The sequence below is a fragment of the Enterococcus sp. DIV1368f genome, assembly GCF_051712245.1.
In the GTDB taxonomy this organism is placed as follows: domain Bacteria; phylum Bacillota; class Bacilli; order Lactobacillales; family Enterococcaceae; genus Enterococcus; species Enterococcus faecalis.
The window spans coordinates 707,792-720,350 of sequence record NZ_JBIOON010000001.1 but is presented as its reverse complement, the minus strand read 5'-3'; the positions used below and the strand labels follow the sequence as shown (position 1 = coordinate 720,350).

Here is a 12,559-nt window from a genome sequence, read left to right as displayed (position 1 = left end):
AGAAAAGAAGCTGGTTATAAACCAGCTTTTCTTTTCTTCTCTTCAATTTTTTCACGGTACATTGCAACTTCGTCTTCAGCACAATAAACATAGTGTCCATTGAGAATTTCACGGAGCTCACGATCTTTCCCATCTGCCGCTGCAGGCTGGTAAACGATCCGTTTACGTGTGCGTTCATAGTCTGGATCTGGTAATGGAATCGCAGAAAGTAAACTTTCTGTATAAGGATGAACGCCGAAATTATAAACATCATCACTTGTGCCCATTTCCAATAATTTCCCACTGTGCATTACGCCAATTCGGTCACTGATATGTTTTACCATCGATAAGTCATGTGCGATAAACAAGTAAGTTAAGCCTTGTTCTTTTTGTAAATCTTGTAATAAGTTTACTACTTGGGCTTGAATTGACACATCCAAAGCCGAAATTGGCTCATCACAGATAATAAAACGTGGATTAACCGCTAAAGCACGAGCAATTCCAATCCGTTGACGTTGCCCACCAGAAAACTCATGAGGATAACGCGTACTGTGACTTGGATTTAATCCCACCGTTTTTAAAAGTTCATTGACTTTTTCTTCCCGCTCTTTTGGTGTTTTAGCTAATCCATTGACATCGATTCCTTCAGCAATAATATCATTGACTTTCATTCTTGGATTCAATGAAGCATATGGATCTTGGAAGATCATTTGAACATCGCGGCGGAATGCTTGCATGTCCGCTTTTGATTTAATTTTGCTAATGTCTTTTCCATCGAAAAGAATTTCACCAGCAGTTGGATCATATAAACGAATGACACTGCGACCAGTTGTTGATTTTCCACTTCCTGATTCGCCAACTAATCCAAAGGTTTCGCCTTCATAAATATGAAAACTAATGTCATCAATGGCTTTTACTTCGTCTTTACGACCAACATTGAAATACTGTTTCAAACCAGTGACTTCTAATAGGACTTTTTTCTCTTCTGCCATTAATTACTACCTCCTGGATTTTTTTGACGCTCTGCATAAATTGCCCAACGACGAACAATCTCTGCTGGAGGCGTAACTTTTGGTGCTTGTGGTGCTAATAACCACGTTGCTGCTTTGTGTGTCGGTGATACTTCAAAATAAGGTGGTTCTTTTTCTGTATCAATTTTTAAAGCAAACTCATTCCGTGGATAGAAGGCATCTCCAGTTGGTGGATCTAATAAATCTGGAGGTGAACCTGGAATCGCATAAAGTTTGTCTTCTGTTCCTTCCATCGTTGGCATTGACCCTAAAAGTCCCCAAGTATATGGATGTTGTGGATTATAGAAAATTTCTTCTGCTGTTCCCACTTCAACCAGACGTCCACCGTACATGACAGCGACACGGTCAGCCACGTTCGCTACTACCCCTAAATCATGGGTAATGAAAATAATCGAAGTGCTAATTTTTTCTTGTAAATCTTTTAATAACTCTAAAATTTGTGCTTGGATGGTTACATCCAACGCTGTAGTTGGTTCATCTGCAATTAGAACTTCTGGATAACAAATTAAAGCAATTGCAATGACAATCCGTTGACGTTGTCCACCAGAAAATTGGTGTGGATAGTTTTTCAAACGTTTTTCAGCATTAGGAATGCCGACTAATTTTAGTAATTCTAATGCTTGCGCTAAGCCTTCTTTTTTTGAGACTTTATTATGTTTGATTAATGATTCCGCCACTTGTTTGCCAATTGGCATCGTTGGGTCTAATGAAGTCATCGGATCTTGGAAAATCATTGCGATTTCTTTACCACGAATGGCTTGCATTTGTTTTTCTGTTTTATGAACAATATCTTGCCCTTTAAACAAAATTTCCCCGTTATCAATATTGGCATTACTGCTCAACAAACGCATAATACTGCGGGTTGTAACAGATTTACCACTCCCTGATTCACCTACGATGGCTAACGTTTCACCTTTATAAAGATCAAAACTCACACCACGAATGGCGTTGACTTTACCTGCAAATGTATCAAAGGAGATTCTTAAGTCTTTAACTTCTAATACTTTTTCCATAGTCATTCACCACTCTTACTCTTTCATCTTAGGATCAAATGCGTCACGTAAACCATCAGCTAACAAGTTGAAACAAATCATGATAACTGAAAGTGTTGCCGCTGGAATCCACATTAAATATGGAAGGAAACGGAAAGTTTTGTATCCTTCGTTTAACAAGGTTCCCAAAGATGCGGTTGGTGGGCGTAAGCCTAACCCAATAAAACTTAGGAACGCTTCAAAGAAAATTGCCGATGGGATACTGAACATCATTTGGACAATAATGACACTTGAGATATTCGGTAAAATATGTTTAATAGCAATTTTCCAACGAGATTCGCCCAATGTTTCTGCTGCCATGACAAACTCTTGGTCTTTTAGTTTCATGGTCTGGGCTCGCACAATCCTGGCCATTGATATCCAGTTTGTAATAACCATGGCTAAAACAATCGAAACAATCCCTGGATCAAAGACTGTTAGCATCAAGATCATAACAACTAAGTTAGGAATACCAGAAAGAACTTCTAAAATACGTTGCATTACTGTATCGACACGACCACCGACTAACCCGGAAATCAGTCCATACGTTACCCCAATCGTAATATCTAGAATTGCCGCGATAAACGCAATTAATAAGGAAATACGTGTTCCCATAAATAAACGACTTAGGACATCACGACCTAAACCATCTGTTCCTAGATAAAAGTTTACGTTATCCGGAACGTTTGCTTGTGCATATTTATCAACTAATTGACCAGCAACTGTTGTTTTACCATTTAAACCATTCACGCTTTCCAAGCCAGGAATTCGTGGTGGTAAGTTAATGTAAGAAACATTTTGTTTCGTTGGGTTATGTGGTGAAACCCAAATGGTAATAATAGAGATAAAGATAATAACTGCTAAGAAACTCATTGAGATAACTGCAGCTTTATTCTTTTTCAAACGACGCCATGAGTCTTGTAAGAAACTTAAAGACGGTGTGGCAATACGTTCTCTTTCTTTTAGAGTTGAAGTGTTTAGAGGCTGAAACTCATCTGCCGGAATATCTTTAATCGCTTGTGGTAGATTATTTTTATTGACTGTTTCCATTAGCCTTTTGCACCTCCTGATACGCGAATTCTTGGATCAATTAAACCATAAAGTAAGTCAACAATCAGAATTACAACAACTAACATTGTTGAATACAAAATAGTTACTGCCATAATTGTTGGATAGTCGTTTGTCATAATTGATTTTACAAACTGTTCCCCAATCCCAGGGATGGCAAAAATATTTTCTACTACTAAAGAACCTGTCATTAAACCAACGGCTAAAGGTCCTAATAAGGTAATCAATGGAATTAAACTGTTTCTTAACCCGTGGCGGAATGCAACTTGCCAACGACTCAAGCCTTTTGCTTTAGCTAATTCGACATAATCACTATGCAAGACCTCTACCATCTCGGTTCGAATAAACCTAGCCGAATCGGCCATTGGACTCATTGCCAAGGCAATAGTAGGTAAGATTGTGTAGGCAAAACCATTCCACATAGCAATTGGTAAGATTCTTAATTTCATTGCAAAAATGTATTGTAATAATACCGCGAAAACAAAGTTTGGAATAGAACGACCTAAAATGGCTAACAATGTTGCCAACGTATCTACCCAAGTATTTTGACGCATCGCTGCGATAATCCCCAATAAAATACCGACTAACGTACCAAAGATAATCGCTTGTCCTCCCAGTTGAAGGGATGGCCCAATTCGACCAGCTAATAACTTAGCAACAGGTTGGTTTTTAAATTGGAATGAAATACCAAAGTCTCCCGTTACCAGGTTCTTTAAGTAAATTCCGTATTGAACAATCACTGGTTTATCTAAGCCAGATTGTTTATTCAACATAGCGATTGTTTCTGGACTAAGTTTTTCTTGGTTGGTATAAGGCGTACCTGGTAATAATTGCATTAAGAAAAACGTAATCGTTGCGATTAACCACAAAGTGATAATCATGAAAAAGATCCGTTTAAGAAAATATTTTCCAAAACTATTCAATAATGACACCTCCGAGATTTTTTTGACTTCCTCAGTTATTTTCGTTAAAGTAATGACTAGATAGACCACAATAATAGATAGGGTGAACACATGAAAACTTTTAAATGGCCAATTATTACAGCCGTTATTTCCAGTATCGGCATTTTTCTTTACTTATTAATAAGTAAAGAACCTATCACTACCTCCTCATTATCAGATACCTTCTTTATCGTTTCGCTTTTCTTTTTAATTATCGGCATTGCTTTATGGATTATGTCCTCTGGCTTTTTCGATAACTTTCAGCGCTCAATGAAAAACGCATTTCGTTTTAAAAAGAAAAATGAACCGAAAGAGTTTATCCCGCTTTCAGTCATTGGCGATGCACATCGCTCTTTCTGGCTAAAAACTGGGGGCATCTTACTGATTCTGTCTTTAGGCTTTCTACTATTTTACTTGGTCTAAGACAAGATAGCAAGAGGACCGTTGCCTTTTATTCCATGGCAAAGGTCCTTTTTTGTTTGCTATCGATCTTTTGTCAGGTTATTCTGAAATGTATGCCCATTTGTAGTCATACGTTGCGCCAGCAGGATGAACTGCGACATCTTTGACTTTTTCAGCACGTAAATGCGCTTCTGATTTTTGGAATAATGGTACCACACCCATGTCTCCCATAATCGTTTTCTCTGCATTTAACATATCATCCCAACGTTTTTCAGGATCTGTCGCATCTGCACTACTTGCTGCTTTCACGAACTTGTCAAACTCTGAATTGTTATAACGTCCACGGTTATATGAGTTATCTGAAGCAAATAAGTCTAAGAAACTACTTGGATCAGCATAGTCAGCACTCCAACCACCGATTACTGCATCAAAGTCGCCTTTGTTTGAACGATCTAAACGAACAGAGAATGGAACCGGACTAACCGTTACCTTCACACCATCTAAAGCATCTTGAATTGACCCTTGAACAAATTCAACTGTTTTCTTAGAAGAATCTGCATCTGAAGAAAGAATATCCATTGTTAAGGTTGAAATCCCCAATTCTTTTTTCGCTTTTTCCCAGTATTCTTTAGCTTTTTTCGTATCATATTCAATTTGACTACCTGCTTCTTTAGCAAAGTCTTTGCCGCCACTTGGGTCTTTTGCCATATCTGCTGGTACTAAACCGTTTGGCTCGATAGAACCATCCCCTAAGATTGATTCAACTAACGCTTTACGGTCGATTGAGTAAGAAATTGCTTTACGTAAGTTCGCATTTCTAAATGGTGATTTTTCATCACGTTGATTTAGTTCCATATATTGTGTTGATGCTTCTTTTTGACTAACAAAAGCTGGGTCATTGGCCATTTGTTGGGCTAATTCACCAGAAAGAACGACATCGTCTGTTTGTCCATCTTGGAACAAGTTCAACGCGGTTGGTGATTCTTTCACGACATTCACATCTACTGAGTCCAGTTTCACAGTATCTTTATCCCAATATTGATCGTTTTTCTTGAATGACCATTTTGTATCTGTACCAGGACCATCAAAGCCGTCTAAGACGAATGGACCATTGTAGACAGCACTTTCGCTGTTTGATGCATAATTTTTACCATATTTTTCCACAATATCTTGACGTTGCGGGAAGAATGATGGGAAAGCTAATAAGTAATCAAAGTATGGTGTTGCTTTTTCTAAAGTGATTTCTAATTCTGTATCACTGACTGCTTTAATTCCTAATTCTGATTTATCTTTTTCCCCTTTAGCAATGGCATCACCATTTTTTACAGAGGCATACAGATAAGCATATTCAGAAGCTGTCGCTGGATCAACTGTTCGTTGCCATCCGTAAACATAGTCATTAGCAGTCACTGGTTTACCGTCTGACCATTTTGCATCTTTGTTTAATTTAATTTTGTATGTTAGTCCATCTTCAGAAACTTCTGCTTTTTCCGCTGCACCTGCAGGTTGGACTTTGTTATCTTTGTCTAAACGATAAATTCCTTCATATACATTATTTAATGCAATAAAACTAATTCTGTCTGTTGCTAGTGATAAATCAGCTGTTGGCATTTCTTGTTGTTCTGTGACACGTAAAACTTGTTCGCCACTAGCCTTACCGCCACCAGATGCGCTTGAGCTATCTGACGTTCCGCCGCCTCCACAAGCCGCTAAAGTTGTTACGCTAAATAATGTAATCACACCGAATGTTAATGACTTTTTCAATTTCATAGTGTTGCCTCCTAAAATAATACAATCTGTATTTTCTGAAAAATCAGAATTTAATAATTATTTATTGCTATGGAATATATCTTACATTTTTCATATTAAAATTGCAAGTCAAAATGTTAACTTTTTTTAATTTTTCTTCTCTTCCTATCAGAAACCACTCTTTTTCTTCCTGTCTTTTATTGCAATTCTTTTGTCAGTTTTCTAAACATTATGGTAAATTAGGAAGTGAAGGAGTGACAAAATATGAAAAATTCTACGTTTTTAAAGGATTTGTTTGCTATTGATAAAGCAAATGACGAATTATTTCGGTTAGTTGGTGTCGCAATTTGTATGGCAATTCCATTATTAATTGGTTATTTTTCCAATAATTTACTCATTGGGACCTTTGGCTCGATGGGCATTTATACGTTTATTTATTATCAGCCGCTTCCTTTGCCCCAATTATTGCGCAGACTGAATATTGTTGGCTTTTTTATTGTTCTGGGCAACAGCTTAGGAATGCTAAGTCACCATGTACCTTGGTTGATTCCCATTACAATTGCCATCGTCGCTTTTCTTGCACGCTTACTTTTTAGATTGTATGGCATTGAGAAGCCTGGTGCTTTGTTAGTTATCATGTCAACCGCAATGGGAACAAGCAACAATTTTCCTTTACATAAGATTCCCATCATGGCCAGTTTTGTTCTTTTAGGAGTAGTGACCGGCATTATCATGGGCATTGTGCTTCATTTCATCGACAAGCGCCCCTACGTTTTTCAAAAACGGATGTCTCTTCAAGAACGACTTTATATCGATCCCGCTTCTTTATTAGATGCTTTGCATTATGCGGCCATTTTATTTTTAGCAGCTTATTTAAGCCAATCGCTTCATTTAGTCAACGCCTATTGGATGACGTTTACTTGCGCAGCCATTTTGCAAGGGGAAAATTTACATTCTGTGATGCAGCGAAATGTTCAACGGATTTTAGGTACGAGTCTTGGTTTGTTGCTTTCTGCAATTTTATTAATGATTCCCTTTACACCTTTACAAACAATCGGTATCATTAGTATTCTATATGCAGCTTTTGAAGGATTCATTAACAGAAACTATGCGATTGCCAGCTTTTTTATTACCCCGATGTCCTTATTATTATCAAATCTTGCACGACAGCAAGTCATTAGTAATCTTTTAAACTATCGATTAGTCGGGATTGTGTTAGGTAGTTTACTTGGTTTTGCTGGCGCTTATGTTTTCACAACTGCGCTACGTTTCTATAATCGGGCCTACTCAATTGATGAAACCTTTGAAAATCAACAAGAAGAAAGAGGCGTTTTATGAAAATAACTTATCCCTTGCCACCAAATCTACCAGAACAACTTCCTCTATTAACGAACTGTCAATTAGAAGATGAGGCAATCTTAGAAAATCATTTGTATCAGCAGATTGATTTACCGAATCAAGAAGTTCGTAACTTAGTCTTTCGGGATGCTGTTTTCGATCATCTTTCATTAGCAAATGGCCAGTTTGCTTCTTTTGATTGTAGTAATGTGCGTTTTGAAGCTTGCGATTTTTCTAACGTCGAATGGCTGTCTGGCAGTTTTCATCGAGTGACTTTCCTTCGTTGCAATTTGACAGGAACGAATTTTGCAGATAGCTATTTAAAAGATTGTCTATTTGAGGATTGCAAAGCCGATTATGCTTCTTTTCGTTTTGCAAATTTTAATCTTGTTCACTTTAATCAGACTCGTTTAGTCGAAAGTGAATTTTTCGAGGTCACTTGGAAGAAACTCCTTCTAGAAGCTTGCGATTTAACCGAAAGTAATTGGTTAAATACTTCTTTAAAAGGATTGGATTTTTCCCAAAACACCTTTGAACGCTTGACTTTCTCACCAAACTATTTATCAGGTCTTAAAGTCACCCCTGAACAAGCCATTTATTTGGCAAGTGCCCTTGGTTTGGTGATTACCTAAGAAAATTTTAAAAAAATAGCCGAATAACTGGTTCTGTCGGTTCTTTCTTATTAAATTGTTATTAATTTTTTGGAAAAACCAACGGAACCATTTTACTTGTGCCTTATTTTTAGGTAAACTATCTTAGGTTAAGCAATCTCTTTTTTTGGAACAAGAGAAACTTTTGGAATCATTTCCTATAAATCATGAAGAGATTATGACAAACGTTCTTCTAATCCAAGAACGTCTTTTGTCCTATACTCGATTCTACTCAAAAGGAATGTCAGTGAATGAATATAAAAAAACAAGGCCTCGGTCAAGCGACGGGAAAAATCATTTTAATGGGGGAACACGCCGTTGTTTACGGCGAACCAGCAATCGCCTTTCCTTTTCAAGCGACAGAAATCACAGCCGTCTTTACCCCAGCAAAAACTATGCAGATTGATTGTGCATATTTTACAGGATTGCTTGAAGACGTGCCCCAAGAGCTAGCAAATATCAAGGAAGTTGTTCAGCAAACCTTACATTTTTTAAAGGAAGATACGTTTAAAGGCACTTTGACCTTAACAAGTACGATTCCCGCTGAACGAGGAATGGGCTCAAGCGCAGCAACCGCTGTGGCCATCGTTCGAAGCCTTTTTGATTATTTTGATTACGCTTATACATATCAAGAATTGTTTGAGCTTGTTTCCTTAAGTGAGAAAATTGCTCATGGCAATCCTAGTGGTATCGATGCCGCAGCAACAAGCGGCGCTGATCCCTTATTTTTTACTAGAGGATTTCCGCCCACACATTTCTCGATGAATTTATCTAATGCCTACTTAGTAGTAGCTGATACGGGAATTAAAGGTCAAACACGTGAAGCAGTGAAAGACATTGCGCAGCTAGCTCAAAATAATCCCACAGCAATCGCTGAAACAATGAAACAATTAGGTTCTTTTACTAAAGAAGCGAAGCAGGCAATTTTACAAGATGATAAACAAAAATTAGGTCAGCTAATGACGTTAGCGCAAGAGCAACTCCAGCAATTAACCGTCAGCAACGATATGCTGGATCGACTAGTGGCTCTCTCTCAAGAACATGGCGCTCTAGGAGCAAAATTAACCGGCGGCGGTCGCGGTGGCTGTATGATTGCCTTAACAGATAATAAAAAGACCGCACAAACCATTGCACAGACTTTAGAAGAAAATGGAGCTGTTGCTACATGGATTCAATCATTAGAGGTGAAAAAGTAATGCTTTCAGGAAAAGCACGAGCGCATACAAATATTGCTCTGATTAAATATTGGGGAAAAGCCAATGAAGAATACATTTTACCAATGAATAGTAGTTTATCATTAACATTAGATGCCTTTTACACAGAAACAACTGTGACATTTGATGCCCATTATTCAGAAGATGTATTTATTTTAGATGGTATCTTGCAAAACGAAAAACAAACAAAAAAAGTCAAAGAATTTTTGAACCTTGTTCGTCAACAAGCCGATTGTACTTGGTTTGCAAAAGTAGAAAGTCAAAATTTTGTGCCTACTGCAGCTGGTTTGGCTTCTTCAGCGAGTGGTCTAGCTGCTTTAGCAGGGGCCTGTAACGTAGCCTTAGGATTAAATCTTTCAGCAAAAGACTTATCACGTTTAGCGCGACGTGGTTCAGGTTCTGCTTGTCGTAGTATTTTTGGTGGTTTTGCTCAATGGAACAAAGGCCACTCTGATGAAACGTCGTTTGCTGAAAATATTCCAGCCAATAATTGGGAAAACGAATTGGCCATGCTCTTTATCTTAATTAATGATGGCGAAAAAGATGTTTCCAGCCGTGATGGAATGAAACGAACAGTAGAAACTTCTAGCTTTTATCAAGGTTGGTTGGACAATGTGGAAAAAGATTTATCCCAAGTTCATGAAGCAATTAAAACAAAAGACTTCCCTCGTTTAGGAGAAATCATTGAAGCCAATGGGTTAAGGATGCATGGAACAACCTTAGGCGCTGTCCCTCCATTTACTTACTGGTCCCCAGGCAGCTTACAAGCGATGGCTTTAGTTCGCCAAGCACGGGCCAAAGGAATTCCTTGCTACTTTACAATGGATGCAGGTCCGAATGTCAAGGTCTTAGTCGAAAAGAAAAACTTAGAAGCATTAAAAACATTTTTAAGTGAACATTTTTCAAAAGAGCAGTTAGTCCCAGCTTTTGCTGGTCCCGGAATTGAATTGTTTGAAACGAAAGGAATGGATAAATAAGCATGATTGAAGTTACTACGCCAGGAAAGTTATTTATTGCAGGAGAATATGCCGTTGTTGAACCTGGCCACCCTGCCATTATCGTTGCTGTGGATCAATTCGTAACTGTGACTGTCGAAGAAACAACAGATGAAGGCAGTATTCAATCTGCACAATACAGCTCTTTACCTATTCGCTGGACACGCCGAAATGGTGAGCTTGTATTAGATATTCGCGAAAATCCTTTTCATTATGTTTTAGCGGCGATTCATCTAACTGAAAAATATGCGCAAGAGCAAAACAAAGAATTGTCATTTTATCATTTAAAAGTGACGAGTGAATTAGATAGTTCAAATGGACGAAAATATGGTCTTGGTTCAAGCGGTGCAGTAACCGTTGGAACTGTCAAAGCCTTGAATATTTTTTATGACTTAGGTTTAGAAAATGAGGAAATTTTCAAATTATCAGCATTAGCTCACTTAGCCGTTCAAGGAAATGGTTCTTGCGGAGATATCGCCGCCAGCTGTTACGGGGGCTGGATTGCCTTTTCAACCTTCGATCATGATTGGGTCAATCAAAAAGTAGCCACTGAAACATTAACTGATTTGTTAGCAATGGACTGGCCTGAATTAATGATTTTTCCGTTAAAAGTACCGAAACAACTACGTTTACTAATTGGTTGGACAGGTAGCCCTGCGTCCACTTCAGACTTAGTTGATCGAGTCCATCAATCAAAAGAAGAAAAACAAGCGGCTTATGAGCAGTTCTTAATGAAAAGTCGGCTTTGTGTCGAAACAATGATTAATGGCTTTAACACAGGAAAAATTTCTGTTATTCAAAAACAAATTACTAAAAATCGCCAATTACTCGCCGAATTATCTTCACTGACTGGTGTGGTAATCGAAACAGAAGCCTTGAAAAATCTTTGTGATTTGGCTGAATCTTATACAGGAGCTGCGAAATCTTCTGGCGCTGGCGGGGGCGATTGTGGGATTGTAATTTTCCGCCAAAAATCTGGGATTTTACCATTAATGACAGCTTGGGAAAAAGACGGAATTACCCCACTGCCACTTCACGTCTATACCTATGGTCAAAAGGAGTGTAAGGAGAAGCATGAATCGAAAAGATGAACATCTATCATTAGCTAAAGCGTTCCACAAAGAAAAAAGTAATGACTTTGATCGTGTGCGTTTTGTTCACCAATCGTTTGCTGAATCCGCTGTTAACGAAGTGGATATTTCCACTTCGTTTCTTTCTTTTCAGCTTCCCCAACCTTTTTATGTCAATGCAATGACAGGTGGTAGTCAGCGTGCAAAAGAAATTAATCAGCAATTAGGCATTATTGCCAAAGAAACTGGCCTTTTAGTTGCGACAGGATCTGTCTCGGCAGCGTTAAAAGATGCTAGTTTAGCGGATACGTATCAAATTATGCGAAAAGAAAACCCAGATGGACTCATTTTTGCCAATATTGGTGCAGGTTTGGGTGTGGAAGAAGCAAAGCGAGCGCTTGATTTATTTCAAGCGAATGCCTTACAAATCCATGTAAATGTGCCCCAAGAATTGGTCATGCCTGAAGGAGATCGTGATTTCACTAATTGGCTAACCAAGATTGAAGCTATCGTACAGGCCGTAGAAGTGCCTGTCATTGTCAAAGAGGTTGGCTTTGGCATGAGCCAAGAAACCTTAGAAAAACTCACCTCTATCGGCGTTCAAGCAGCGGATGTGAGCGGCCAAGGCGGAACGAGTTTTACACAAATTGAAAATGCCCGGCGGAAGAAACGAGAACTTTCTTTCTTAGATGATTGGGGGCAATCAACGGTCATCTCTCTTCTGGAATCACAAAATTGGCAAAAGAAACTAACTATTCTCGGCTCTGGCGGTGTGCGTAACTCTCTTGATATTGTCAAAGGACTCGCTTTAGGTGCCAAAAGCATGGGAGTTGCTGGGACTATCTTAGCTTCCCTTATGAGTAAAAATGGTTTAGAAAATACCTTAGCCCTTGTACAGCAATGGCAAGAAGAAGTGAAAATGCTTTATACTCTTTTAGGAAAAAAGACGACAGAAGAATTAACGAGTACCGCACTTATCCTCGATCCAGTTTTAGTTAATTGGTGTCATAACCGTGGTATCGACAGCACTGTTTTCGCAAAACGTTAAAGAGACCAGAACATTAATGTTCTGGTCTCTTTATTTGAGTTCT

Annotated in this window: 12 protein-coding genes; 7 read left to right on the top strand and 5 right to left on the bottom strand. The window is 38.4% G+C overall.

Features of this window, described 5'->3' with window-relative positions; genetic code table 11:
- Positions 1–14: 14 nt before the first annotated feature.
- The 4 genes from opp1F to opp1B are packed head-to-tail and all read right to left on the bottom strand — an operon-like array spanning position 15 to position 4,032.
- A complete protein-coding gene (gene opp1F / locus IGL07_RS03525; protein WP_002355795.1) occupies positions 15–971 on the bottom strand; it encodes an oligopeptide ABC transporter ATP-binding protein Opp1F in 957 nt (318 codons plus the stop codon).
- Positions 971–2,029, bottom strand: a complete 1,059-nt coding sequence (gene opp1D, locus IGL07_RS03520; RefSeq protein ID WP_002355794.1) for an oligopeptide ABC transporter ATP-binding protein Opp1D — start codon at positions 2,027–2,029, stop codon at positions 971–973. The genes opp1F and opp1D overlap by 1 nt, the downstream gene beginning before the upstream one ends.
- Positions 2,030–2,038: 9 nt before the next feature.
- Entirely contained in the window at positions 2,039–3,091 is a 1,053-nt protein-coding gene (gene opp1C, locus IGL07_RS03515; RefSeq protein ID WP_002355787.1) for an oligopeptide ABC transporter permease Opp1C, read from the bottom strand.
- Complete coding sequence (gene opp1B / locus IGL07_RS03510; RefSeq protein ID WP_002381304.1) at positions 3,091–4,032, bottom strand: oligopeptide ABC transporter permease Opp1B; 942 nt, start codon at positions 4,030–4,032, stop codon at positions 3,091–3,093. The genes opp1C and opp1B overlap by 1 nt, the downstream gene beginning before the upstream one ends.
- A 90-nt stretch (positions 4,033–4,122) precedes the next feature.
- Here opp1B and IGL07_RS03505 point away from each other — a divergent pair, with 90 nt between their 5' ends.
- A complete protein-coding gene (locus tag IGL07_RS03505; protein ID WP_002355784.1) occupies positions 4,123–4,473 on the top strand; it encodes a DUF3899 domain-containing protein in 351 nt (116 codons plus the stop codon).
- A 78-nt stretch (positions 4,474–4,551) separates the two neighbouring features.
- On the opposite strand, the gene opp1A is transcribed toward IGL07_RS03505, so the two are convergent.
- Positions 4,552–6,222: an oligopeptide ABC transporter substrate-binding protein Opp1A gene (gene opp1A / locus IGL07_RS03500; RefSeq protein ID WP_002390393.1), complete on the bottom strand. Its 1,671-nt coding sequence runs from the start codon at positions 6,220–6,222 to the stop codon at positions 4,552–4,554.
- 243 nt (positions 6,223–6,465) lie between these two features.
- Between opp1A and IGL07_RS03495 the strand changes: the two genes are divergently transcribed.
- From IGL07_RS03495 to fni, 6 genes are all read left to right on the top strand, one after another.
- A complete protein-coding gene (locus IGL07_RS03495; protein WP_002355782.1) occupies positions 6,466–7,539 on the top strand; it encodes an FUSC family protein in 1,074 nt (357 codons plus the stop codon).
- On the top strand, positions 7,536–8,171 hold the full coding sequence (locus IGL07_RS03490; protein ID WP_002355781.1) for a pentapeptide repeat-containing protein: 636 nt from the start codon (positions 7,536–7,538) through the stop codon (positions 8,169–8,171). The genes IGL07_RS03495 and IGL07_RS03490 overlap by 4 nt, the downstream gene beginning before the upstream one ends.
- A 269-nt stretch (positions 8,172–8,440) precedes the next feature.
- Entirely contained in the window at positions 8,441–9,385 is a 945-nt protein-coding gene (gene mvk / locus IGL07_RS03485; RefSeq protein ID WP_002368154.1) for a mevalonate kinase, read from the top strand.
- Positions 9,385–10,380, top strand: a complete 996-nt coding sequence (gene mvaD, locus IGL07_RS03480) for a diphosphomevalonate decarboxylase (protein WP_002355778.1) — start codon at positions 9,385–9,387, stop codon at positions 10,378–10,380. The genes mvk and mvaD overlap by 1 nt, the downstream gene beginning before the upstream one ends.
- A 2-nt stretch (positions 10,381–10,382) precedes the next feature.
- Entirely contained in the window at positions 10,383–11,489 is a 1,107-nt protein-coding gene (locus IGL07_RS03475) for a phosphomevalonate kinase (protein ID WP_002355777.1), read from the top strand.
- Positions 11,473–12,516 (top strand): type 2 isopentenyl-diphosphate Delta-isomerase, encoded by a 1,044-nt coding sequence (gene fni / locus IGL07_RS03470; protein ID WP_002381302.1) that lies wholly within the window; start codon positions 11,473–11,475, stop codon positions 12,514–12,516. Before IGL07_RS03475 ends, fni begins: the two co-directional genes overlap by 17 nt.
- Positions 12,517–12,559: the final 43 nt, after the last annotated feature.